We start from the raw sequence: 23,917 nt of genomic DNA on the forward strand, positions 1-23,917 counted from the left end.
CGCTCGCAAACGTCGCAAAAAGATAAAATTTAAGAAGGCGAAATGAATAAAATTTTTATTCTGGTATTTTTATGCTTCGGCGCATACGGTTGCGATCCCGCCGATCCGGTGCCTTATTTTATGGACTTTAACGACAAGGATCGTGGCGGCGCGCTGAGCTTGCAGGAGTGGACGGCGAGCGAGGTGCCGTCTGGGCTGAGAGTAGAGCTAAATCTGCGCTCAGGCTCGGAATTTAAGAGGTTGGACGCTAATCGTGACGGCAAGATTAGCCTAGATGAGCTGGGAGCGAAACCGTCTGCAAAGATTTATTGGTCCGAAGATCCGTGTGCTTTTTGGCCTTGGCCGGACGGATCCGAGGATAAAAATCAATCCGCCGTCAAATAAGCGCGAAAAACGGCAATGATGCGGCCTTTTGCGCGGGGCTTAGTTTGTGCGACGCGTATAAATTTTACTTCGCGCGAGCGGGTACGAACCGGTTTTACTCCGCGGTCTGCGTAAAATTTATTTCGAGCATGATTAGCGCCTGCATGATCGCTCGCGCCGTGATGTGGCTAAATTTAAAGGAAAAGAATGAATATAGTTTTTATGGGAACGCCCGAGTATGCGGCTAAAATTTTACGCGCTCTTGCGGAGGCGAAATTTGAGATCGCGGCCGTCTTTACGCAGCCTGATAAGCCCGTCGGTAGGAAGCAAATTTTAACTCCTAGCGAGGTCAAAGTTTACGCGCAGCAGTATCTGCCCGCCGTGCCGATCTTTCAGCCTGCGAGCTTAAAAGACGAGACGGTCGCGGCACAGATAAAAGAGCTAAAGCCTGATTTTATCGTGGTTGCTGCATACGGTAAAATTTTGCCGCAAGCCGTCCTTGATATCGCGCCTTGTATAAATTTGCACGCTTCGATCCTGCCTAAATACCGCGGCGCAAGTCCGATCCAAAGCGCGCTACTAGCTGGCGAAAAGCAGACCGGAGTGACGGCGATGCTGATGGACGCGGGGCTTGATACGGGCGATATGCTTGATTTTGCCTACACGCCTTGCGAGGATAAAACGGCGGCGCAGCTGTTTGACGAGCTCGGGGATCTGGCAGGAGAACTGATCGTAAAAACGCTGCGAAATTTTGTAAATTTAAAGCCGCTAAAGCAATACGACGCACAGGCTACGCACTGCAAAAAGATCGCAAAATCAGACGGACTTTTTAGCTTTGAGGAAAGCGCACGGCTAATTTATAATAAATTTCGTGCGCTGACGCCCTGGCCGGGGATTTATCTAGCTAGTGGACTAAAAATTTTGGATTTAGAAATCTTGCGCGAATCTTGCGAGCGCAAATTTGAACGCGAAGGCGAAATTCTGTACGTTGATAAGCCCAGTTTTTGCGTTTCTTGCGGCGAGGGCGCTATCAAAATTTTAAAGGTGCAAGAGCCGGGCAAAAAGCCCGTGGACGCTAGCGCGTATCTAAACGGCAAACGGCTAAAGATCGGTGATCTGCTATGTTAAGCAGGATTTTAAATTCTCGCGTTTTGTGCCGCGCTTTTGATGCTACGCGGGAATTTTATTTGCACCGCATTTTTGGCGTCACAACAGAATTCTGTTCTAGGTATCGCCGCGATCGTGAAGTAAAATTTTACCGCGCGGAATTTCGAAGCGAAGCTCCAAAATCAAGGCTTTATAAAATTTTAAAACCTCGCTTCTATGCTCTAAAATTTTACGCTCACAGGAGCTTAAAATTTCGCCGCCGCGGTTACGGATCTTGCGGCGTCGCACCAAACACGCACCACTTAAAATTCCATAATTGTGCCGCAGAATTTTTGCGAGATAAAGCTTTAAAATTTTATCGCAGTGCCGCTAGGAAAATTCACGTTGCCGAAGAGTTTAGCAAGATCGCAAAATTTCATCGCATAAAATTCCGCTACTTCGTAAAATTTAATCGTGTTAAATTTTATCTTATTGCAAAATTCTATCGCAGCGCGGAATTTAAATGCTTGCGATATCGTAAGGTGAGCACTTCGTCTTATGCAAGGAGCGGGTTTTGCAGATAGAATTTGTAGAGCAAATGCCTTCCACGCAGGAGTTTTTGGTGGGCGCCGTGCGCGAAGGCAGGATAACGCCGCCTTTTGCGATCGCCGCAAATCGCCAAAGCGCCGGTATCGGCTCGCGCGGCAACGACTGGGAGGGCGCGAGCGGCGATCTTGCTTTTTCGTTTTGTGTAGCCCAAACGGATCTGCCCGCGGACGTGCCGCTGCAGTCGGCGAGCATATATTTTGCGATGATCATGCAGGAATTTCTCGCATCGCTCGGTTCGCAGCTTTGGCTGAAATGGCCCAACGATTTTTATCTGGGCGAGCGTAAAATCGGCGGAGCGATGACGAATAAGATTAAAGATAACTTAATTTGTGGCATCGGAATCAATCTAGTCAGTGCGCCCGAATATGCGGGAATTTTAGATATAAAAATCAGCGTAGAAGACGCTATAGAGGGCTTTTTTGCGCTATATGAAAATAAAATCTCGTGGAAGCAAATTTTTAGAAATTTTTCGTTACAATTCCAAAAATCGCAAAAATTTAGCGTTCATCTAGGCGACGAAAAAATTTCGCTCGAGCAGGCTAAACTTTGCGAAGACGGATCGATCATAATAAATGAAGAAAGGGTTTATGCTTTAAGATGAGTGAAGTAATTACGATTGCCAATCAAAAAGGCGGCGTCGGAAAGACGACCACAGCGGTTAATCTCGCTGCGTCGCTAGCGATAAAGAAAAAGCGGGTTCTACTGATTGACGTAGATCCTCAGGCGAACGCTACGACCGGGCTTGGCTTTAACCGCAGTGACTTTGAATTTAATATTTATCACGTCTTAACGGGGCGTAAGAGCATGTCCGAAGTGATCCAAAAGACCGAACTTGAGTTTATGGATCTGGTGCCGTCAAACATCGGACTTGTAGGTATCGAGCGCGAAGTAAGCGAAGAGAAAGACTTCAAACTAATGCTAAAAAATAAAATTTCCGAGGTTAAGGACAGATATGATTTCATCATCATCGATTCGCCGCCGACGCTCGGTAGCATTACTGTAAATGCCTTAGTCGCAAGCGATAGCGTCATCATCCCGATTCAGTGTGAATTCTATGCACTCGAAGGCGTCGCGTTGATCCTAAATACCGTAAAAGTCGTCAAGCAAACGCTCAATAAAAATTTAAAAATTCGCGGATTTTTGCCTACGATGTATAGTTTGCAAAACAATCTAGCCAAAGAAACGGTCGCGAATTTACGCGAGTATTTCGATGATAAGCTCTTTCGTATCGGCAAGAGTGATGATCTAGTCATCATCCCGCGCAATATTAAGCTAGCTGAAAGCCCAAGTTTTGGCAAGCCGGTGGTTTTATACGATATAAAATCTGCTGGCTCCATCGCTTATCAAGACCTCGCTAAATCCATAATGGAGCAAAAATGGGCAAGGTAAAAAGAGCACTCGGTCGCGGGCTCGGTGCGATTTTAGACGACGTAGAAAGCTCCTATAACAGGGAGCTAGAAAGTGGAAATGCCGATAGCTTAGTTATCGAAATCGATGTCGATAAAATCGAGCCAAATCCATATCAACCGCGGCAGAGCTTCGATGAGGAGGCACTTAGGCAGCTGAGCGAAAGCATCGCCCGCCACGGGCTTATCCAGCCTATCATTGTTATTCAAAAAGATGATTCTTACGTCCTTATCGCCGGCGAACGACGCCTAAGAGCGACGAAGCTTTTGGGCGAGAGTAAAATCAAAGCCGTAGTCGCGGACATAAAATCTCAAAATTTAAGAGAGCTTGCCCTCATCGAAAATATCCAGCGCGAGGATCTAAATCCTATCGAGCTTGCTAAGTCCTATAAGGAGCTCATCGGCGAATACAGGATCACGCAAGAGGAGTTAGCCGACATCATCAAAAAGTCCCGCACGCAGATTACAAACACGTTAAGGCTTTTAAATTTATGCTCCGAAGTGCAAGACGCCATAAGCGCAGATAAAATTTCGCAAGGGCACGCCAAGATAATGGTTGGACTTGAAAAAGAGGATCAAATTTTAGCTCTAAATACGATTTTAGGACAGCGCCTAAGCGTAAGAGATACCGAAAATTTAGTAAAAAAGCTCAAAGATAAAACCGTTCCAAAAGAGAAAAAGCCTGGTGTGGAATTTCAAAGCTTCAAGCCCGAGCTTTTAAAGCTAAAGGCCAAGCTTGATCAATTTGGTAAAATAAGTATCAAAGAGCGTAAAATTTCGATCGAATTTAGCGAAATTTTACAAATTTCCGAGTTTTTAAAGAAAATCGGATAGCCTTTTATAGTGTATTTTAATTTTTCATATTGTAAAATACGCATTTTGTTTAAAACCAACCTGGAGGAGGTGCGATGCTAGACGTAAGTTTGACCGCCATGATAACGACCATCGTCGTATTTTTAGCCTTGATTTACTTCTTAAATATCAAGCTTTATAGACCGTTACTTTTGCATATGGAAAAGCGAGAGGCTATTATTAAAGAAGATGAGGCAAATGCGATGAAAAACGCACAGGATGCAGATGCCGATAAAGCAGAGATCGTAAGGATCATGGATGCTGCGAAGTTGCAAGCTGTTAAAATAAAGCAAGAGGCGATGGATAGTGCGAAGCAGGCTGCCGCTAGAGAAATAGCCGAGAAAAAAGCCGCGATGGAGGAGGATTTTGATCAATTCTTAGGCGGTTTGGATGAGCAAAAGCGCAACCTAAAAAATGATTTGCAAGCCAAAATTCCGGAATTTAAAAATGCTCTAAGCAGCGCTGTGGCTAAAGTATGAGGTTTTTAGTATGAAAAAATATCTATTTTTATTTATCATTCCGGCGTTTGTTTTAGCAAACGGTGGGCACGATGGAGTCAAAGACTACGACGTGCTGTGGCGAAGCATAAATTTCATTTTGTTTTTCGGAATTTTGTTTTATCTTCTAAAAGGTCCCGCAAAAGCAGCATATCAAGGTAGAATCAACGGCATCGCATCTAGACTTGAGGCTAATCAAAAAATTTTAAAAGAGTCTGCAGCTCGCAAGGAACAAGCTAAAAAAGATTTGCAAGATGCTAAGGTTCAAGGCGCAGCTTTAATTGAAACCGCTAAAAAAGAGATCGTGTTCGCCGCCGAAAAGATAAAAAATGCGACCGAGCAAGAGATTGCGAATTTGCAAAAATCTTTCGATGAGCAGAAGAGCTTTGAGGCGCGCAAGATCAAAAAAGAGGTCGTAAGCGAGATACTGGATGACGTTTTTGCATCGGATGACATCAAATTTGGTCAAGATAAACTGGTTAAAATCGTAGAGAAAAAGGTCGGATGATGATAAATAACACCTCAAAAAGATATGTAAACGCCCTGATACTGAGCTATAAAAAAGATGAACTAGGCTCTGTTTTGCAGACGCTCGAGAGCGTCGCGAGCGCATTTAGAATTCCAAAATTCCAAGATATTGTAAAATCTCCGACGCTAAAAGAGGAATCCAAAGTGGAACTTATTGCGTCGTTTATAAAAAATCCAAGCGAAAAAATCGTAAATTTTATTAAACTTTTAGCTAAGAATAGGCGTATTACACTAATCCCGCAGATAGTTGAGGAACTGCGCAAGAATATTGCGGCGCTGGATAATAAATACTTAGGTAAAATTTATTCCGCTACTGAAATAGACGCCGCGAAAATAAAAGAGCTAGAGGCTAAAATTTCAAAGAAATTTAATGCAGATATTACTCTGCAACCCGTTAAAAGCGAGCTTGAAGGCATTAAGATCGAAGTCGAGGATCTTGGATTTGAGATTAGTTTTTCAGTTGATAGATTGAAACAAAAAATGAGCGAATATATTTTAAAAGCAATTTAAAGGAGTAAAGCGTGGGTGCGAAAATTAAGGCAGACGAAATCAGCAGTATAATCAAAGAGCGAATCGAAAATTTCGATCTTAGCGTTGATATCGAAGAAACCGGCAAGGTCGTTTCGGTCGCAGACGGCGTTGCTAATGTTTACGGCTTAAAAAACGTAATGGCTAACGAGATGGTCGAATTCGAAAACGGAGCTCGTGGTATCGCGTTAAATTTAGAGGAGAGCAGTGTTGGTATCGTTATTTTAGGCGATACTAGCGGTATTAACGAAGGTAGTAGCGTTAAAAGACTGGGTAAGCTTTTGCGCGTTCCGGTAGGCGATGCTCTAATTGGTCGCGTGGTAAACGCTCTAGGCGAGCCGATCGACGGCAAAGGCGCGATAGAGACTAGCGATACTAGATTTGTCGAAGAAAAGGCCAAAGGCATTATGGCTCGTAAATCTGTTCACGAGCCGCTTCAGACCGGCCTTAAGGCGATTGACGCGCTAGTGCCGATCGGCCGCGGACAGCGCGAGCTCATCATCGGCGACCGCCAAACGGGAAAAACTACCGTTGCTGTTGATACCATCATCAATCAAAAGGGCCAAGACGTCGTTTGTATCTATGTAGCAATCGGTCAGAAACAATCCACCGTCGCGCAAGTCGTTAAAAAGCTTGAAGAATACGGTGCGATGGACTATACGATCGTAGTTGCGGCGGGTGCTAGCGAGGCGGCTGCGCTTCAGTATTTGGCACCGTATTCGGGCTGCACCATGGGTGAGTATTTCAGAGATAACTCCCGCCACGCGCTTATCATCTATGATGATTTGAGCAAGCATGCGGTTGCGTATCGCGAAATGTCGCTTATCTTGCGCCGTCCGCCAGGACGCGAGGCGTATCCTGGCGACGTATTTTATCTACATTCCCGTTTGCTTGAGCGCGCTAGCAAACTAAGCGATGCGCTCGGTGCAGGCAGCCTAACGGCGCTTCCTATCATCGAGACGCAGGCGGGCGACGTTTCGGCGTATATCCCTACAAACGTTATCTCTATCACTGACGGTCAAATTTTCCTAGAATCCGGTCTATTTAACTCTGGAATTCGTCCTGCGATCAACGTAGGTCTTTCGGTTAGCCGCGTCGGCGGTTCCGCGCAGATTAAAGCGATCAAAAAGGTCTCGGGAACCTTACGCCTAGATCTCGCTCAATACCGTGAGCTTCAGGCATTTGCGCAGTTTGCGAGTGATTTGGACGAGAGTAGCCGTAAGCAGCTGGATCGCGGACAAAGAATGGTCGAAATTTTAAAGCAACCTCCTTATTCACCGCTTCCGGTCGAAAATCAAGTAGTGATCATCTTTGCAGGAAGCCGCGGATTTTTAGACGACGTACCTACGAGCTCAATTAGCAAATTCGAAGCTGAGCTCTATCCGTATATCGAGGCGAAATATCCTGAAATTTTTGAAGAGATCAGAAGCAAAAAGACCATCGAGAAGGATTTGGAAGAAAATTTAATCAAGGCTCTAAATGACTTTAAAGCGACCTTTGCCGCTTAAAAAGGCTAAATTATGGCAAATTTAAAGGATATAAAGCTTCAAATCAAAAGCGTCAGAAATACAGAGAAGACTACCAAAGCTATGAAGCTGGTCTCCAACGTCAAGCTTAAAAACACAAAAGAAGCGGCGATGCGCTCGCGAGCTTATGCGGTGAAGATTAACGAGGTCTTGGGTGAAATTTCTGCGCGCGTTAAAAATTACGTAGGCAATAATTCGGGCAACGACGAAAAACTTAGAATTTTTGATACCACGCGGGAAGTAAAGGTGGTTGATCTGCTGTTTATCACCGCAGATAAAGGACTTTGCGGCGGTTTTAATATCAACACCATCAAAAAGATCAAAGCTTTGATCGAGGAGCTTAAGGCTAAAAAGATCAAGGTTCGCCTTCGCGCCGTCGGCAAAAAGGGGATAGAGTATTTTGATTTTCAGGGCATTGAGCTTTTGGAGCGATATATTGGCGTGAGCTCATCTCCATCGTCCGAGAAAGCTAACGAAATCGTCCAAGCCGCAGTTAAGGATTTTAACGAAGGCAAAACCGACGAGGTCATACTCGTCCACAACGGCTATTTGAATATGATTACCCAAGAGATGCGGGTAAATACGCTGGTGCCGATCGGTGAACCTGCGATTAATGAGGACGCTTTAAAAACATCTACATTGGAAGTAGAGGTTGAAAGCCCTGAGGACGAAGAAACATTGATGTTAAATTTAATCCAGAGCTATCTTAGCTACAGTATGTATTACGCGCTGATCGACTCTTTGGCCGCGGAGCACTGCTCGAGAATGAATGCGATGGAGAATGCGACAAATAACGCCAAGGAGCGGGTATCGCAGTTAAATTTAGCATACAACAAAGCCAGACAAGGCTCTATCACGACTGAGCTTATCGAGATCATAAGTGGCGTCGAATCAATGAAATGAAAGGAAAACGGATGAAAGGAATAATTTCTCAGGTAATGGGTCCCGTGGTTGATGTCGATTTCAAGGACTATTTACCAAAGATTAATGAAGCTATCGAGGTTAAATTTGACGTCGAGGGCGCTCATCGCAGGTTGATCCTAGAGGTAGCCGCACACCTTGGAGACAATCGCGTCCGCACGATCGCTATGGATATGAGCGATGGACTTAGGCGAGGGCTTGAGGCTACGGCTCTGGGTGCGCCTATTACGGTGCCAGTAGGCGAGAAGGTTTTGGGTAGAATTTTTAACGTCACGGGCGATCTGATCGACGAAGGCGAGGATGAAAAATTTGAAACTCGCTGGTCGATCCACAGAGATCCGCCTAGCTTTGAAAATCAAAGCACGAAGAGTGAAATTTTTGAAACCGGCATTAAGGTAGTCGATCTGCTCGCCCCTTACGCAAAGGGCGGCAAGGTAGGATTATTCGGCGGTGCTGGCGTCGGTAAGACCGTCATCATTATGGAGCTGATCCACAACGTCGCTTTCAAACACAGCGGCTACTCCGTATTTGCAGGCGTCGGCGAGCGAACGAGAGAGGGAAACGACCTTTATAACGAGATGAAAGAATCGGGCGTTTTGGATAAAGTCGCCTTGACCTACGGTCAGATGAACGAACCGCCGGGAGCGAGAAACCGTATCGCGCTAACCGGTCTTACGATGGCTGAGTATTTCCGCGACGAGCTTGGGCTTGACGTTTTAATGTTTATTGACAATATCTTCCGCTTCTCGCAGTCGGGTTCGGAGATGTCCGCGCTTTTGGGACGAATTCCGTCCGCGGTCGGCTATCAGCCTACGCTTGCTAGCGAAATGGGTAAACTGCAAGAGCGAATTACTTCTACTAAAAAGGGCTCTATCACCTCCGTTCAGGCCGTTTACGTGCCTGCGGACGACCTTACCGACCCAGCTCCTGCGACCGTTTTCGCGCACCTTGATGCGACGACCGTTTTAAACAGAGCGATTGCCGAAAAAGGAATTTATCCTGCCGTCGATCCGCTTGATTCGACCTCAAGAATGCTCGATCCGCAAATCATCGGCGAGGAGCATTACAAGGTCGCTCGCGGCGTTCAAGCAGTACTTCAAAAATATAAAGATTTGCAAGACATTATCGCGATTTTAGGTATGGATGAACTTAGCGAAGAGGATAAACTCGTAGTCGAGCGCGCTAGAAAGATTGAGCGCTACCTATCTCAGCCGTTTTTCGTGGCCGAGGTATTTACCGGAAGCCCGGGCAAATATATCTCGCTAGAGGAGACTATCACGGGATTTAAGGGAATTTTAGAGGGCAAATACGACGATCTGCCGGAAAATGCCTTTTATATGGTGGGAAATATCGACGAGGTAGTAGCAAAAGCCGAAAAGATGAAAGCATAGGAATTTTAAGATGAAAGAATTTTTGCTTTTAGATATCGTTACGCCCGAAGGGATGGTCTTTTCGGGCGAAGTCAAATCCGTCCAACTCCCTGGCATCACTGGCGAAATGGGTATTTTGCCAGGGCATGCGAGCTTGCTAACGGGACTTAAAGACAAAAGCGAAGGCGGAGTCGTTGAGATCGTAGATAAAGACGGCAAAAAGCAGCTTGTTTTGGTAAACGACGGATTTTTGGAAGTTACAGAAGAAAAAACTACTATTCTAGCCACTCAAGCCGTAGCTATCGGAGGTGATAGCGAAAGCGCCGTAGCGAAATCTTTGCAGCGCGCCAAAGATATGCTTGCGTCCATTAGCTCCGATGCAGCAAATTCCGCAGCGATTATGGCTAGAGTCGACGAATTCGCAAGGCAAAGTTAAATATGCTAGATCTAATTTTAAGTTATTTTACGAGAAGTACGTTTATTACGATATTCGTGCTTTCTTGGCTATCCGTCTATTTTGTCGTTACTTTTACGATTTTGATCTCCAGATTTGTAGGGCTTAGTGCGTGGCAACACCGCGAAGCAAAGGCACTCGAATCCTTGCTTATGGGTGGTAGGATTTCGCTTTCGGGCTCTATTTTTCAAAAAGTAAATACCGATAAGATTTCAAAAGAGGCCTTGGAAATTTATAAAGGCAAAGCCGAACGCGACTCCACTAGCGGACTTACCTGGCTATCTATCGTCGCATCCACTTCGCCATTTATCGGGCTATTTGGTACGGTCGTTAGTATACTTCACACATTTTCCAAGCTCGGCGGCGGAAATTCCGGCATCGATACTATCGCTCCTGCGATCAGTGAGGCGCTAGTTGCCACAGGATGTGGAATTTTTGTAGCGATACCCGCATACACCTTTAGCTTACTTATAAAACGCAAAGCATACGAAGTTATGAGTATTATAAATCGTACAGCGGATATTTTGCTATTTAAAGCAAACACTGGAAAAGCTATTTAATGTATAATTTCGACGAAAATCCAGAGTTAAATATCACTCCGCTCGTCGATATTATGCTTGTTTTGCTAGCGATTTTAATGGTCGCGCAAACGGCGATTATCTACGATGAGAAGATCGAACTGCCTAGTGGCTCAAAAGCACAGGTTTCGGAAAATACCGCGGAATTCTTGCTTGTGCGTATCGGCGAAGATCGCAAGGTTTATATCGACAAAAGCTCGATGAGCCTAGCTGAATTCCCGGATAATCTCGTGCTGCTTAAAGGCACCGGCAAGTATAGCTTGGAAAAACCCGTCTATATCCAAGCCGATAAGAGACTCGTTTATGACGATGTAATGTTTGTCTTAAAGAGCTTAAAGCAAGCGGGTTTTACTAAAGTCGCGCTTCAAACAAATGGCTAATTATTCAAATTTTACGGGGGTTAAATACGATAATTTTAAATCGTTTTTAATCGCCCTTTTTGCCTATCTGCTGGTGATTTTCGTTCTTTTATATCAAATTTCAAAGCCGCAGGAAAAATTTAAAAAATATACCGACAATCCCAACGATTATATGGATGTTACTTTTGATTTCGAAATAGATGATAAACTTCCGTCCGCGCCTGAAATCGCTAAAGAAACGAAGCAGGGCGAGTTTGAAAATAAGAATATTAAGGACGTGCCGGAGGATAAAATTAAGACTACGGCGCAAGTAGTTCCGCCGCCTCCGGTGCAGGCAAAGCCGAAAGAGCCCGAAAAGCCGAAGGAAGAGTCGAAGCCGGAACCTAAAAAGGACGAGCCTAAAGCTGAGCCCAAAAAAGAGGAGCCCAAGCCTGAGCCTAAGTTGGAAGATAAACCTTCCGAAAAAGTAGTAGAGAAAGAGGAAACTAAGCCGGAGCCAAAAAAAGAGGAAAAACCGAGCTTGAGCGATCTTTTTTCGGATACGACTAAGGACAATAAGAAGCTTGAGGAGAGCGCTAAAGCTAGCGACGCCGTTCAGAGTAACAAAAAGTCCGATAAAGAAACCGCCACCTCTAGTGCTAAGGATAAAGCGGCATCTAAAAATGCTGTGGTCAAATCCGATAAGCTTGGCGGCAGGACGCAAAGGACGGGCGAGTATAACGCTTATTACGGCGCTATCGAAAAGAAGCTTCAAGTTCTATGGAGCAGATATGTGGCGACCGCAAAGGACGACGCAAGGATTAAAATAGTCTTTAGCGCAGATGGGCGAGTGGCGGATTATACTATTATAGAGTTGGGGCGAGAGACGGAATTTAATCAGAAGTTGCGGGATTTTTTGGATAATCTATCGACTCAGACTTTCCCGAAGTCTCCCGACGGAGCGTCGCATGAGATTGATACTAGGATGTCCGACGTGATGAAGACAAATTAGAATTTTGTAAGGAAAAAAGTGAAGAGACTTTTTTGTATTTTTGCGTTTTGCTGTATGCTTTTTGCAGAAGATGCGGATTCTACTAAAAATTCTACCTCTTCAAATTTAAACATTGAAATTCAAAATTCCTATAAGATTGAGATTTATTATAATGATGTTAAAAAACAGCTGGGTTATTTGTGGCGGGCGCAAAAAATAACCCCTGCTGAAGGCAGTGTGCTACTCAACGTAAGTTTAAGTGCTGGTGGGGAAGTTATTGATTATAGCACAGATTATTTGGAGGGGGATGAGATATTTCGCAAAAAACTTAAAGACTTTTTGGTGAGGCTTTCGAAACAACGCTTTGCAAAAGCGCCAGACAACAAGCCTCGTAAATTTGCGATTTTTTTAAAATATAATGTTAAATCAGATCAAATTAAGGAGAAAAGATGAAGAAACTACTTTTGATTCTTGCATTTTGTAGTAGCATTTTCGCGGCAGATGCGACTATGTCTATCGTAAACGAAGGGGTAAATCTACCTAAAATCGTCGTTCAAGATGCATCGAACCTTGCAAATTCAGAATTTGGTAACAAATTCTTTAAACTTATGGTGGGCGATCTAAAGGTCGGCGCGACTTTTGAAGTCAGCGACGAGTATCTACAAAGCAGCTATGATGCGGGTGCTTCCGATAATCTAGGCTCTAGCGGTGCCGCTCTGATCGTGCGCTACGCGGTAAGTGATAAAAGCTCGCCGATGAGTCTAAAAGCCAAAGTACTTGAAGCGAACAGCGGCAGGGTGATGTACGAGAAGAGCTTTACGCTTTCAAATGCCGAAAAGTATCCGTTTTTGGCACACATGGCGGTATCTGAGATCGTCAAGCAGCTAGGGTACTCAAACGTCGATTGGATGAAGGAGATGATTTTGCTCTCTCGCTACACTTCGACGCGTGAGAGCGAGATCATGGTGGCTGACTATACGCTTACTTACCAGCAGGTTGTGCTTCGCGGCGGATTAAATATCTTCCCTAAATGGGCAAGCGCAGCGCAGAACGAATTTTATTATACCTACTATGTCAATAAAAATACGCCCGCTATCTATAAATTTAATCTATCCAACGGTAGCAAGAGTAAAATTTTTACCGGTCATGGCATGACGATAGCTTCAGATGTAAGCGCCGACGGCAGAAAGCTTCTAATCACTAATGCGCCTAAAGATCAACCCGATATTTATTTATATGATATAGCCTCGGGCAGCGCTAAGCAAATTACTGATTATGCAGGCATTGATGTAAATGGAAATTTTATCGACGGCGATTCGCGCGTGGCTTTTGTGAGCGATCGTTTAGGTTATCCAAACGTATTTGCCACTAGCATAAACGGTGGCAACGTTCAGCAGCTCGTCTATCACGGCAAAAATAACAATTCCATTAGCACAAATGGCAATTATGTTACTTACTCTAGTCGCGACGGCGGGGGCGGATTTAATATATATTTAATCTCTACCCAAACCGATATGATTCGCCAGTTAACGGCTAGTGGCAAAAATATGTTTCCTAGATTTTCTAGCGATGGCGGCAGCATTATGTTTATCAAGCAAGACGGCGGCGGAAGCTCGGTAGGTATTATCAGAGTTAACGAGAATAAAAGTTTCCAATTTCCGTTAAGAGTGGGTAAAATTCAATCGGTTGATTGGTAAAATATTAAAAAATCTCGTGATATAATGACTTCAATTTTTTTTGAAAGGATAGAAAATGAAACATTTAGTTTTATCTTCGATAGCAGTTGCTGCTCTATTATTGAGCGGTTGTTCTAAAAAGACCCCAGAGGCCGATACTACAAGCACAAGTAATGCAGATAGACTAGCTGCTTTGGCATCTCAGATCCAAAGTGAAGTTGGTACTGTTTATTTCGACTTTGATAAATTTAATATTAGAGCCGATCAACAAGGCACAATCAATAATAACGCAGCTTTATTCAACCAAGCAGGCGCAGAGTCTCTAACCGTTAAAGTTGAGGGTAACTGCGATGAGTGGGGTTCTGATGAGTACAACTATGCTCTTGGTCTAAAGAGAGCTACTGCAGCTAAAGACGCATTGGTTGCTCAAGGCGTAAATGAGAGCAGAATTTCCGTAGTAAGCTACGGCGAGAGCAATATGGCTTGCACAGAGCATTCTAAAGAGTGCGACGCTCAAAACAGACGCGACGAATTCAAAGTTGGATTCTAATTTGAAATTTAAAAATTTCGCGGTGGCGGCTCTTTTGGGAGCTGCCACTTTTTTAAATGCAGAAACTTCTGCATTTGATGCTGGCAATATTGATTCAGGTAGCTCTTACGGGTTAACTGAAAATGAACAAGTATTACGCGATAACCGCAAGCGTATAAGCGAGATGCAGTCGAGCGTTGATAGTACTCGCGAGAGCGTAGAAGGCTTGCGAAGTGTCCTTGAAGGAACAAATTCTAAAATTTCTAATCTGGAAAACAGGGTGGCGGATCTAGAAATTCGTACTATGGGCAAAAGCCAAGGCAACAGCGAGCTAGATCAGATGAAGCGAGATATCGCAACTATAAAAGCCCAAATTGCTGAAATCAATAAAAAATTAGGTAGTGGCAGCGGCGTAAAAAAAAACGCTGAATTAGACGCAAATACTGCTTCAGTCTCTGCTAGTACAAAATCAGACTCCGATTTTAAATCAAAAGATCAAGCTTCAGTATTGAAAGAGGCCGACGCTTTATATGCCAAAAAAGACTATTCGGGCGCAAAAGAGCGCTACAATTATTTAGTATCTAAGAACTACAAGCCCGCTAAGGCAAATTACATGCTGGGCGAAATTTCATATTTCTCTGGCTCATACGCAGAAGCGATAAACTATTACAAAAAGAGCATCTCGCACAACGAGAGCCAAGACTACACCCCAAAACTTCTTTATCACACCGCGATCAGCTTCGATAAGATCGGCGATAAAGACAGCGCAGATAAATTCTACAAAGCGCTAAAAGCTTCATATCCAGACTCCAAAGAAGCTAAAGTCGCGCCTGCTAGATAACCTAAATTTAAATATAAAATTAAAAATAAAATTTTAAACAGGAGAAAACTATGGCTAACAACCGAGTTATAAAGATGTATTATGAGCTAAAAGATGCCAAATCGGGCGAAATTTTGGAGTCAAATTTCAACTCCGACCCGATCGCCTTTCTTAGCGGCAAAGATCAAATCATCCAGAAGCTAGAAGATGAAATTTTAAATCTACAAGCGGGCGAGAGCAAAACTGTTCGCATAAGCCCGAGCGACGGGGTCGGCGAGTATAAGCAGGATGCCGTGCAGATTTTGCCTAAAGAGCAGTTTGCGGGTATCGATCTGGCGGTGGGCATGGAGCTTTTCGGTCAGGCGGAGGACGGCGCGACTACCCGCGTGAGCGTCAAAGCTATCGGCGAGCAGGACGTTACCATCGACTTTAACCATCCATTCGCGGGCAAGGAGCTGGAATTTAACGTAAAAATTGTCGAGAATCGCGAAGCGACGGCGGACGAAATTCTTACCGGCCAGCCGGAGGGTGCTCACAGCTGCGGCTGCGGACACAACCATTACGAGGGGCACGAGTGCTGCGGCGGACACGGACACGATCACGCAGAGGATCACGAGTGTTGCGGAGGCCATGGGCATGCAGATGGTCATGAATGCTGCGGTGGACACCACCACGAACATTAGGCTTTTTTTATGAAATTTGCTTTTATCTTCCCCGGACAGGGTTGCCAAAGCGTAGGCATGGGCAGAGAGTTTTACGAGAGCTCCGATCCTGCGCGCGCGCTTTTGGATGAGGCTTCAAGTTTTACCGGCATCGATTTTAAAAATTTAATGTTTGAGCCTAACGACAAGCTCGACGTTTCGGAATTTACGCAGCCCGCTATCGCGCTAAATTCCATGATGGCGCTTGCGGCGCTGCAAGAAAGAGCGGATCAAGAAAAGCTTAGTATCGCTCCGCAGTTTTTGCTCGGACATTCGCTGGGCGAATTCAGCGCGCTAAGCGCCGCTGGAGGCATGGAGCCGAAGCAGATGTTAAAGCTAGTAAATATTCGCGGTAGGCTAATGCAGAGCGCCTGCGAGGGCAAGGGCGCCGGAATGATGGTGATCTTGGCTCTTGCCGACGAGGCGGTCGAGAAAATTTGCGCGGATGCGACGAGCGCAGGCAAGCAGGTTTGGGCGGCGAATTATAACTGCGACGGGCAGATCGTAGTCGCGGGCAAAAAAGATGATCTCGCAGCGCTCGAGGGCGAGTTTAAAGCCGCGGGCGCAAAGCGCGCGATGTTACTGAATATGAGCGTCGCGAGCCACTGTCCGATGCTAGGGAGTGCCAGCGACGAGCTTTTGGAATTTTTACGCCCCGCGCTAAAAGAGAGTTTCGCTCCGGTCGTCGCTAACGCCACGGCACGAGCATACACGACGAAATCCGAAGCGCTGGAGCTACTTAGAGCCCAGCTTATCGGCCCCGTGCTTTACAAGCAAAGCATCAAAAATTACGAGAGCGAAGCGGACTGCTTCGTCGAGTTCGGCGCGGCGGTTTTAAAAGGGATAAACAAAAAGATCACGCAAAAGCCGACCTTCAGCATCATGGATCTTGCGAGCTTAGACGAGTTTTTGAAATTTGCAAAGGAGAATGGATGAAAGTAGCGATCTTAGGGGCTATGCCCGAAGAGATCGAGCCGCTGCTATCTGCGCTGCGCGAAAGGGGCGTAAGCGTGGAGGCCGTGGAGCACGCGAATAATAAATTTTATTTCGCGCACCTTTTTGGCCACGATCTAGTGATCGCATATTCGAAGATCGGCAAGGTAAATTCCGCCCTAACGGCTACGGTTATGATCGAGAAATTCGGCGCGCGCGCGCTCATTTTTACGGGCGTCGCGGGAGCTTTGAAGCACGGCATCAAGATCGGCGAAATTTTATACGCCACCGCGCTCGTGCAGCACGATCTGGACATCACGGCGTTTGGGCATCCGCACGGATTCGTGCCGGGAAGTAAAATTTTGGTCCAAACCGACGCGAAGCTAAACTCTATCGCGCAAAGCGTCGCCGAGCAGCTAGGCATCACGCTAAAATCGGGCATCATCGCTAGCGGCGATCAGTTCGTGGGCGATGAGGAGCGCAAGAGCTGGATTGAGCGGACGTTTGATGCGAGCGCGGTCGAGATGGAGGGAGCGAGCGTGGCACAGGTGTGCGACGCGCTGGGCGTGCCGTTTTGCGTACTGCGCGCGATAAGCGACGAGGCGGGGCACAAAGCCGAGTTCGATTTTGATGAATTTATGGTAAAAAGCGCGCAGACGAGCGCAAATTTTGTCCTAAAAATGATCGAAAGGTTATGATAAACCTCTCCAAAAAGCTACTTCGCCGCGTCGGACAAACCAACGCCAAATACAAGATGTTCGAGCGCGGCGATAAAATTTTACTAGCTCTTAGCGGCGGTAAAGACAGCATGAGCCTGGCGCACGTGCTGAAGCACTTCCAAAGCGTAAGCCCGCTAGATTGGGAGTTTCGAGCTGTCACCGTCACCTACGGCATCGGCGAGGATCTGCGCGAGATAAGCGCGCATTTTAAAGAGCACGAGATCCCCTACGAGATAATCGATACTAAAATTTTTGAATTCGGCAAGGAAAAGATCCGCGCAAACACCACGTTTTGCAGCTTTTGCTCGCGTATGAGGCGCGGATACATCTACTCCTACGCGCTTGAACATGGCTTTAATAAGATCGCCATCGCCCACCACCTCGACGACGCCGCGGAGAGCTTTTTTATGAATTTCACCTTCAACGGCGCGCTTCGCACCCTCGCTCCGCGCTACGTCGCCGAAAACGGGCTTGTGATCATCCGTCCGTTTATTCTCACGCGCGAGCGCCAAATCGCCGCCTGCGCCAGAGATAACGAACTTCCGATAATGCGCGAGGAGGAGGTTTGCCCCGCGAAGCAATACGGTGGCAAGAAGCCCACCGCGCGCGCCGCTACGAAGGAGCTTTTGGCGCAGTACGAAAAGGTCCATCCGAGGTTTTTTATCAGCCTGCAAACCGCCTTTGCCAACATTCACGAAGAGACCTTTTTCGAGCCTAAATTTTAAAATTTTAAGCGGTTTGCACTCCTCCGCTAAAACGAATTCAAAGTGCGCAGTTCTTGCGATAACATGAGTTTCGCGCGCCTAGTTCGATTTTTTGGCTTGAATGAGCCTGACACACGCAAGAGCAGTTGTCCTCCCTGTGCTCGAACGGGTCGCGAGCCGCAGCGCGAGCGGTTGGATCACTGCGTTTAAGTTGCGGTGCGAGCGATTGCTCTCCTGCATCTGAGTTGTGCGCTAGAGTGGTAGGCTTCTGCATCTGAGTTGTGCGCGAGCTGCGCGAACAGTTGCCCCTGCGTCTAAACTACGCGCACGAGCTTGGGCTGCACGCCAGAGCGGTTACGCCCTCTGTACCCGAGAAGCTACGAGTGACGGGTTACGCCGCCTGCATCTACTTTTGCAAAACAGCTTCGGCCGCTTTCGGCGCCGCACTTCCGTCTCGCTCGGATATCGCCCGTGTCCAAGCGAGCTTTACGGGCGAGCTTTAAGGGGCTTGCAAAGTTTGCGCGAAAGATAGTTGTAGAAATTCCATCTCAAAAAATGCTTTAGAAATTTAATCCCGTAAAATTTCAAAATTTTAACGAAGCCGAATTTAAAATTCCGGCGGAGCCAAATTTTAAAATTTCAACGCAACCGAATTTTAAAATTTAGCAAAGCCGAATTCTGAAATTTTATCGTAGCCAAATTTTCGCTCTCATTCCATAAACGTTACCTTTTGAAATTTCGCCGCTCGCGCCGGGTTAAATTTCGCGCCGCTTCAAAGCCGCTCAAAACCTCCGCTGTCGCGCACGCAGATTAAATTTTAAAATTTCGCGGGCGCCGCATTGCTTCTCAAATTTACACACCGCGAAATTTTAACCGATTTTCGCTCCGAAATTTATGCCGCATTAACCGCCGCGGATATATAATAGCGAATGTCATATTTCACAAAGGAGTAAGCATGGCTACAATCCAACCAAGCTATAAGCTTTTCATCGACGGCGAGTTTGTGGGTGCCGAAGGCGGCGCGAGCCTAGACGTTTTTAATCCCGCTACCGGCGAGAAAATTTCAAAGATCGCAGATGCTAGCAAGGCGGACGTCGATAGAGCGGTTGCCGCGGCTCGCAAGGCGTTTGAGAGCTTTCGCCGAACTAGCGTTTATGAGCGCAGCGCGCTGCTAAACAAGATCGCCGACTTCCTAGAGCAAAACGCCGAGTTCATCGCCACCGTAGAGACTATCGACAACGGCAAGCCGATCCGCGAGACGCGCGCGGTCGACGTAGCGTGGTCGATCGAGCATTTCCGCTATTTTGCGGGCGTGATCTTGGGCGAGGAGGGCAGCGCCAATATGCTAAAAGAGCGCTATCTATCCGTCGTTTTGCGCGAGCCGATCGGCGTAGTAGGACAGATCGTGCCGTGGAATTTCCCGTTTTTAATGGGCGCGTGGAAGCTCGCTCCGTTACTTGCCGCGGGCGATACGTGCGTGTTTAAGCCAAGCTCTGAGACCAGCCTTAGCATTTTGGAGTTCATCCGCCTGATCGCGCCGCTACTTCCAAAGGGCGTCATCAACGTCGTAACCGGCAAAGGAAGCAAAGCAGGCGAGTTCGTCCGCACTCACAAAGGGCTCGATAAGCTCGCATTTACGGGCTCGACCGAGGTCGGCAGAGGTATCGCGCTAGCCGCAGCGCAAAAGATTATCCCCGCTACGCTTGAGCTTGGCGGCAAGAGCGCAAATATCATCTTTGACGATTGCGACTTCGACGTTGCGATCGACGGCGTGCAGCTGGGAATTCTTTTCAACCAAGGCCAGGTCTGCTGCGCGGGAAGTAGGATCTTCGTGCAGGAGGGCATCTACGATAAATTCGTACCGGCGCTCGTGGAGAAATTTAAGCGCATTAAGGTGGGCGATCCGCTCGATCCAAACACCCAGATGGGATGCCAGATCAACAAAAAGCAAGCCGATAAAATTTTAGAGTACGTAAAAATCGGCGTAGAGGAGGGCGCTAAGATCGCCGTGGGCGGCAAGCGACATAGCGCGGGAGAGGCTTTCGTCGAGCCTACGCTACTCGTGGACGTGCGCAACGACATGCGCGTCGCGCAAGAGGAGATCTTCGGTCCTGTGGGCGTCGTGATTAAATTTAAAGATCAAGACGAGCTCGTCCGCATGGCAAACGACAGCCTCTACGGACTAGGCGGCGCCGTATTTACGCGCGACATCGCAAAAGCGCTCACGGTCGCACGCCTGCTTGAGACGGGTCGCGTGTGGGTCAATACCTACAACCAGATCCACGCCGGCGCGCCGTTTGGCGGCTATAAAGAATCGGGCATCGGTCGCGAAACGCACAAGATGATCCTGGAGCACTACACCCAGACCAAAAACATCTACATCGACACGATCTCTAAACCGAGCGGCTTTTACGAGCAGTAAGGGCTTAGGGGTATCTCGGGCGGTTTACGCCGCCCGAAATTTTATTCTGATTGACTTGATTGAGTATTTAATTTTAAGACTGCTTCTGTTTAGATAAAATCCCTGTATTCAATATTTTTATCACTCATTAAAATTTTTAATTTTTCAAAATCCTCTTTTGTTATATAATCCATCGGTATAACTATCGAGCAAATATTTAGTACCAAATTTTTAAAGCTAAATTTGAGTTTAATAAAAAATTTATTGTGCCCTAAAAAATATGTAAATACCCAAAAATACTTGATTTCATCAAATGGAATATCTCTTTCCCAGAAAAAATATTTCACTACTATACGATCATCGTAGCACGCAATAAATTTAAAGCAATTTGGAATAATCTCTGCGTAAAAAAGCCCTATCAGCATCACCCAGCCTGCGATAGGCGCATAAGGTTTATCAAGCATAATAAAAACAATGGCGATATAAAATTGTAAAATTTTAACTACCGCATAAAAAGGCCCGTAAAAACGCCTCGCCCTTTTTATGATTAGTAGCGGCTCGCTCGGTTTCGTATTGCTCATTTTTGCTCCTCAGATAAAATTTATTCATATTTGAAATTTTTAAAATTGAAATATCTTACATTGCGTTCTTTCAGTAGAATTTCCAGCTTTTCAAAATCATCGCTGGCTATGTAATCCATCGGTATAGAGATCGAGCCTAGATAAATCAATATATCATAAATTTTAGGCTTAAGTCTTATGGCTAAAATTTGTTTAAATGATATAGGGATTTTATATTCGGTGAATTCCTTTATATCTGTAAGCATAATAACTTTTTCCCAGAAAAAATATTTCACGACCATACGATCATCGTAGCATGCAATAAATTTAAAGCAATTCGGGATAATCTCTGCGTAAAAAAGCCCGATCAGCATCACCTAGCCTACGATAGGCGCATAAGGCTTGTCAAGCATTATAAAAACAATGGCGAGATAAAATTGCAAAATTTTAACTACCGCATAAAAAGGTCCGTAAAAACGCCTCGCCCTTTTTATGATTAGTAGCGGCTCGCTCGGTTTCGTATCGTTCATTTTATCTCCTTGCTTGAATGTCGCATTACGGCTTTAAATTTAGCGCTAAATTCTATCTTTGCTACGCTTACGCAGCGTTTAAATTTAATCTTGCCAGCGGCTACGGCTAAATTTTAAAATTTCAAATCACCGTTTAAAGAGCCGTCATCTGCGCGAGTGCGCGCAGATGGGTGCATGCAAGAGATAGTCTCGGGCGCTGTTTCATCGCAGGCCTCGTTCGCACCGAGCCGCACCAAAGTCTCAAAACTCACGCGATTTCTAATTTTGCTATCGAGCCATACGTAAGCCCGCGCCCAAACTCGCGCGGCTTACGAACGTCGCTCGGTAGAATTTTAAAATTTCATCCAGGCTCGATCCGCTCTACGCAGGCTCCGCCGCCGCGGAATTTAAACTTTGTTTTGCTATAATCGGGCAAAAATTTCGGAGGCCATCTATGAAAATTTTACCTTACGTCGCGCTCGGCTTGTTTCTTGCCGCTTGCACGCAGGTCTCGCCGCACGCCGAAAACACCCCTGCCGCAAACGGCGCCGTCGTAAAGGATGCCGCCAATTCTACCGGTGCAGACAATGCCGTCAAAAATCCCGCCGCGTCCGAGATTTCCGCCTCGAAAAACACAGCCTCTGCGAATGTCTCCGCTAAAAATTCCACCGCGTCTTCTATGCGCGAAATTTGGGGATTGCTAGAAAATGCCGATCGGGCGCTGCTTGCCAAAGAGATCTCGCGCGCCGAAGAGCTTGCCGTGCGGGCGCAGGAGCTTAGCGAGCTAAAGCGCATCGAAGTAGGGCGGATTTTTAGCAGATTTGTCCGCGCGCGGATCGCCCTGCAGCGCGGCGATACCGACGCCGCCGTCTCGCTGGCGACGGACGCGAGCTCCATGCAAAGCGTGGTGGCGGAGATATATGCCGATGCCGTAAATTACGAGAGCGCTTATACATTCGGGCGCATCTACGAGGCTCGCGGCGATCGTAAGGGCGCTGCGAGCGAATATCAGCGAGCGCTGTTTATTTGGACTATGTTTTTACAGAGCGATCCCGTGCGTGCGGAGGAGATTTTTGCCCGATTGCAAGCGCTCGTGTCCAATCCTTACGAGGCCGAAGGCAGAGCTAGCGGCGCGTGCGAGTATCTGCGCGCTAAGGCTGGCTCCGCTTTTGATGAGCCCGCACCCGAGCCCAAGCGTCGTGCACTGCGAGATTTGGCCGAATGGGAGGCGCACTGCTTGCATCTGCGCCCGTTTATAGAGGACGGATCGGACGAGCGCGCGCGTAGGGCTTCGCTCGCGCGGGATTACGCGCAGCTGTATGCGGGGCTGGGCGAGTGTGCCGCCGCGCTAGAGCATCTGCTTGCCGCAGCGGAGCTTTCGGATGCGACGGAGCCCGATACGGGCGGGCTTTATCTACAGATCGCGCGACAATTTTTGGCTATTTACAAAGAGGCGGACGCGAGTAAAATTTCTGCGAGCTATGCGCAGAAAAATCTAGCCGCGGCGCAGGATTACGCGAACAGATCGGTAAAGCTCTACGAGGGCATGCGCGGCACCGCCTACGAGCACTCGGGCTACGACGGGCACGAGATTTTAGGCGAGATCGCGATGATACGCGGCGATCCGTCTGCGGCGCTGAGACATTTCGCGGCGATGAGAGACGATGCGGCGGCGCTTTTTGCATATCAGCAGCTGCCGGCTTACAAGCAGGCTCTGGCTCACGCGCTAGAGCTGCTCGCGCAGTGCTACGATGCGCTAAAAGATCGCAAGAACAAAGCGGCGGTTCTGCGTGAGCTTAGGAAGCTAAAGAAGGGCTAGCGGGTTGCTAGGCGACGGCGGAGTTTCGTGAAATTTTGCCGCTGTGCTGCGATGAAATTCGGCTTGGGGCGTTGCGCGGTTTGAGCGCTTAGGGCGTGGCAAAATTTTATGTCGTTTGAGGGCGGTGCGGGCCTGCGGCAGATTAAGACCGCATGACGGAGCTCGCGCTTTTGAAGCCCTATTTTGAAAGCGAAATTTATACCCGCGCCGTAGATTCGAAGCGGTATCCGTGCCTGCGCGGCGATTTGTCTTCGCATCGCATCGTCTTTGTATCGCGGCCACTAAAAGTCGCAATTTCGCCAGTATATGAAGCTTTGCGAGCGCTTTTGAGTGCGCTATGAACGCGGTTCGGTGTCGCGCGCGAGTTATAGCTGGCTTTGGGGACTACTTGTGCGTCAGTCGGGCGCCGTTTTATCGCAGACTTCCGTCCGCATCAAGTAGTCATACCGAGCCGCACCAAAGCCTCAAAACTCACGCGATTGCTAATTTTGCTATTGAG

At 46.9% G+C, this 23,917-nt stretch carries 32 protein-coding genes; 26 read left to right on the forward strand and 6 right to left on the reverse strand.

The features are described 5' to 3' along the window. Window positions 1–42 precede the first annotated feature (42 nt). Together Q0174_RS10105 and fmt are read left to right on the forward strand one after the other, a co-directional pair. A complete protein-coding gene (locus Q0174_RS10105; protein WP_298043731.1) occupies window positions 43–384 on the forward strand; it encodes a hypothetical protein in 342 nt (113 codons plus the stop codon). A gap of 186 nt (window positions 385–570) precedes the next feature. After that, window positions 571–1,491, forward strand: a complete 921-nt coding sequence (gene fmt / locus Q0174_RS10110) for a methionyl-tRNA formyltransferase (protein ID WP_298043733.1) — start codon at window positions 571–573, stop codon at window positions 1,489–1,491. Between the two features lie 96 nt (window positions 1,492–1,587). On the opposite strand, the gene Q0174_RS10115 is transcribed toward fmt, so the two are convergent. Next, window positions 1,588–1,761, reverse strand: coding sequence for a hypothetical protein (locus Q0174_RS10115; protein WP_298043734.1), 174 nt, complete (start codon window positions 1,759–1,761; stop codon window positions 1,588–1,590). Window positions 1,762–2,023: 262 nt separating this feature from the next. On the opposite strand from Q0174_RS10115, the gene Q0174_RS10120 reads away from it, so the two are divergent. The 23 genes from Q0174_RS10120 to Q0174_RS10230 all read left to right on the forward strand — a co-directional run bounded on the left by Q0174_RS10120 (window position 2,024) and on the right by Q0174_RS10230 (window position 20,551). Next, window positions 2,024–2,659 (forward strand): biotin--[acetyl-CoA-carboxylase] ligase, encoded by a 636-nt coding sequence (locus Q0174_RS10120; RefSeq protein WP_298043737.1) that lies wholly within the window; start codon window positions 2,024–2,026, stop codon window positions 2,657–2,659. Further along, window positions 2,656–3,447 (forward strand): AAA family ATPase, encoded by a 792-nt coding sequence (locus tag Q0174_RS10125; RefSeq protein WP_177389424.1) that lies wholly within the window; start codon window positions 2,656–2,658, stop codon window positions 3,445–3,447. The genes Q0174_RS10120 and Q0174_RS10125 overlap by 4 nt, the downstream gene beginning before the upstream one ends. Next, entirely contained in the window at window positions 3,435–4,298 is an 864-nt protein-coding gene (locus Q0174_RS10130; RefSeq protein ID WP_297943736.1) for a ParB/RepB/Spo0J family partition protein, read from the forward strand. The genes Q0174_RS10125 and Q0174_RS10130 overlap by 13 nt, the downstream gene beginning before the upstream one ends. Window positions 4,299–4,372: 74 nt before the next feature. Next, window positions 4,373–4,795 (forward strand): F0F1 ATP synthase subunit B', encoded by a 423-nt coding sequence (locus tag Q0174_RS10135; RefSeq protein ID WP_297894462.1) that lies wholly within the window; start codon window positions 4,373–4,375, stop codon window positions 4,793–4,795. Window positions 4,796–4,805: 10 nt separating this feature from the next. Further along, on the forward strand, window positions 4,806–5,321 hold the full coding sequence (locus tag Q0174_RS10140; protein WP_297915141.1) for a F0F1 ATP synthase subunit B: 516 nt from the start codon (window positions 4,806–4,808) through the stop codon (window positions 5,319–5,321). Further along, on the forward strand, window positions 5,321–5,851 hold the full coding sequence (locus tag Q0174_RS10145) for a F0F1 ATP synthase subunit delta (protein WP_298043739.1): 531 nt from the start codon (window positions 5,321–5,323) through the stop codon (window positions 5,849–5,851). The genes Q0174_RS10140 and Q0174_RS10145 overlap by 1 nt, the downstream gene beginning before the upstream one ends. Before the next feature lie 11 nt (window positions 5,852–5,862). Continuing rightward, window positions 5,863–7,377, forward strand: a complete 1,515-nt coding sequence (atpA, locus tag Q0174_RS10150) for a F0F1 ATP synthase subunit alpha (RefSeq protein WP_298043742.1) — start codon at window positions 5,863–5,865, stop codon at window positions 7,375–7,377. A 12-nt stretch (window positions 7,378–7,389) separates the two neighbouring features. After that, the gene (gene atpG / locus Q0174_RS10155; RefSeq protein ID WP_298043744.1) at window positions 7,390–8,298 is read left to right on the forward strand and encodes an ATP synthase F1 subunit gamma; all 909 of its coding nucleotides are present in this window, start codon (window positions 7,390–7,392) and stop codon (window positions 8,296–8,298) included. 11 nt (window positions 8,299–8,309) lie between these two features. Next, on the forward strand, window positions 8,310–9,707 hold the full coding sequence (atpD, locus tag Q0174_RS10160) for a F0F1 ATP synthase subunit beta (protein ID WP_298043747.1): 1,398 nt from the start codon (window positions 8,310–8,312) through the stop codon (window positions 9,705–9,707). A gap of 10 nt (window positions 9,708–9,717) precedes the next feature. Next, on the forward strand, window positions 9,718–10,122 hold the full coding sequence (atpC, locus tag Q0174_RS10165) for an ATP synthase F1 subunit epsilon (RefSeq protein ID WP_291938303.1): 405 nt from the start codon (window positions 9,718–9,720) through the stop codon (window positions 10,120–10,122). Window positions 10,123–10,124: 2 nt separating this feature from the next. Further along, window positions 10,125–10,700, forward strand: a complete 576-nt coding sequence (locus tag Q0174_RS10170; RefSeq protein WP_005869630.1) for a MotA/TolQ/ExbB proton channel family protein — start codon at window positions 10,125–10,127, stop codon at window positions 10,698–10,700. Then, a complete protein-coding gene (locus Q0174_RS10175; protein ID WP_005869629.1) occupies window positions 10,700–11,098 on the forward strand; it encodes a biopolymer transporter ExbD in 399 nt (132 codons plus the stop codon). The genes Q0174_RS10170 and Q0174_RS10175 overlap by 1 nt, the downstream gene beginning before the upstream one ends. Next, window positions 11,091–12,068, forward strand: coding sequence for a TonB C-terminal domain-containing protein (locus Q0174_RS10180; RefSeq protein ID WP_298043749.1), 978 nt, complete (start codon window positions 11,091–11,093; stop codon window positions 12,066–12,068). The genes Q0174_RS10175 and Q0174_RS10180 overlap by 8 nt, the downstream gene beginning before the upstream one ends. A gap of 18 nt (window positions 12,069–12,086) precedes the next feature. Next, window positions 12,087–12,500, forward strand: coding sequence for a hypothetical protein (locus Q0174_RS10185; protein WP_298043751.1), 414 nt, complete (start codon window positions 12,087–12,089; stop codon window positions 12,498–12,500). Next, complete coding sequence (tolB, locus tag Q0174_RS10190; RefSeq protein ID WP_291938295.1) at window positions 12,497–13,744, forward strand: Tol-Pal system protein TolB; 1,248 nt, start codon at window positions 12,497–12,499, stop codon at window positions 13,742–13,744. The genes Q0174_RS10185 and tolB overlap by 4 nt, the downstream gene beginning before the upstream one ends. Before the next feature lie 55 nt (window positions 13,745–13,799). Beyond that, the gene (locus tag Q0174_RS10195; RefSeq protein ID WP_291938293.1) at window positions 13,800–14,273 is read left to right on the forward strand and encodes an OmpA family protein; all 474 of its coding nucleotides are present in this window, start codon (window positions 13,800–13,802) and stop codon (window positions 14,271–14,273) included. Between the two features lie 163 nt (window positions 14,274–14,436). After that, window positions 14,437–15,093 (forward strand): tetratricopeptide repeat protein, encoded by a 657-nt coding sequence (locus Q0174_RS10200; protein ID WP_298043752.1) that lies wholly within the window; start codon window positions 14,437–14,439, stop codon window positions 15,091–15,093. A 50-nt stretch (window positions 15,094–15,143) separates the two neighbouring features. Then, window positions 15,144–15,755, forward strand: coding sequence for a peptidylprolyl isomerase (locus Q0174_RS10205; protein WP_298043754.1), 612 nt, complete (start codon window positions 15,144–15,146; stop codon window positions 15,753–15,755). Window positions 15,756–15,764: 9 nt separating this feature from the next. Next, window positions 15,765–16,709, forward strand: coding sequence for an ACP S-malonyltransferase (gene fabD, locus Q0174_RS10210; protein WP_298043757.1), 945 nt, complete (start codon window positions 15,765–15,767; stop codon window positions 16,707–16,709). Further along, window positions 16,706–17,404, forward strand: a complete 699-nt coding sequence (locus Q0174_RS10215) for a 5'-methylthioadenosine/adenosylhomocysteine nucleosidase (RefSeq protein WP_298043759.1) — start codon at window positions 16,706–16,708, stop codon at window positions 17,402–17,404. The genes fabD and Q0174_RS10215 overlap by 4 nt, the downstream gene beginning before the upstream one ends. Beyond that, complete coding sequence (locus Q0174_RS10220; RefSeq protein WP_298043760.1) at window positions 17,401–18,150, forward strand: ATP-binding protein; 750 nt, start codon at window positions 17,401–17,403, stop codon at window positions 18,148–18,150. The genes Q0174_RS10215 and Q0174_RS10220 overlap by 4 nt, the downstream gene beginning before the upstream one ends. Window positions 18,151–18,410: 260 nt before the next feature. Beyond that, window positions 18,411–18,632: a hypothetical protein gene (locus tag Q0174_RS10225; RefSeq protein ID WP_298043761.1), complete on the forward strand. Its 222-nt coding sequence runs from the start codon at window positions 18,411–18,413 to the stop codon at window positions 18,630–18,632. A 452-nt stretch (window positions 18,633–19,084) separates the two neighbouring features. Beyond that, window positions 19,085–20,551, forward strand: coding sequence for an aldehyde dehydrogenase family protein (locus Q0174_RS10230; protein ID WP_298043764.1), 1,467 nt, complete (start codon window positions 19,085–19,087; stop codon window positions 20,549–20,551). Between the two features lie 89 nt (window positions 20,552–20,640). On the opposite strand, the gene Q0174_RS10235 is transcribed toward Q0174_RS10230, so the two are convergent. The 4 genes from Q0174_RS10235 to Q0174_RS10250 form a co-directional block, all read right to left on the reverse strand. After that, complete coding sequence (locus tag Q0174_RS10235) at window positions 20,641–21,111, reverse strand: hypothetical protein (RefSeq protein WP_298043766.1); 471 nt, start codon at window positions 21,109–21,111, stop codon at window positions 20,641–20,643. A gap of 20 nt (window positions 21,112–21,131) precedes the next feature. Next, window positions 21,132–21,464, reverse strand: coding sequence for a hypothetical protein (locus tag Q0174_RS10240; RefSeq protein ID WP_298043767.1), 333 nt, complete (start codon window positions 21,462–21,464; stop codon window positions 21,132–21,134). A 3-nt stretch (window positions 21,465–21,467) separates the two neighbouring features. Next, window positions 21,468–21,620: a hypothetical protein gene (locus Q0174_RS10245; protein ID WP_298043768.1), complete on the reverse strand. Its 153-nt coding sequence runs from the start codon at window positions 21,618–21,620 to the stop codon at window positions 21,468–21,470. A 113-nt stretch (window positions 21,621–21,733) separates the two neighbouring features. Next, window positions 21,734–21,871: a hypothetical protein gene (locus Q0174_RS10250; RefSeq protein WP_298043769.1), complete on the reverse strand. Its 138-nt coding sequence runs from the start codon at window positions 21,869–21,871 to the stop codon at window positions 21,734–21,736. A gap of 182 nt (window positions 21,872–22,053) precedes the next feature. On the opposite strand from Q0174_RS10250, the gene Q0174_RS10255 reads away from it, so the two are divergent. Further along, a complete protein-coding gene (locus tag Q0174_RS10255; RefSeq protein ID WP_298043771.1) occupies window positions 22,054–23,418 on the forward strand; it encodes a hypothetical protein in 1,365 nt (454 codons plus the stop codon). Here Q0174_RS10255 and Q0174_RS10260 read toward each other — a convergent pair. Continuing rightward, entirely contained in the window at window positions 23,415–23,675 is a 261-nt protein-coding gene (locus tag Q0174_RS10260) for a hypothetical protein (protein ID WP_298043773.1), read from the reverse strand. The two genes, Q0174_RS10255 and Q0174_RS10260, sit on opposite strands and share 4 nt — an antisense overlap. Window positions 23,676–23,917 lie beyond the last annotated feature (242 nt).

Origin of the sequence: uncultured Campylobacter sp., from assembly GCF_937996225.1 — a bacterium.
GTDB lineage: Bacteria > Campylobacterota > Campylobacteria > Campylobacterales > Campylobacteraceae > Campylobacter_B.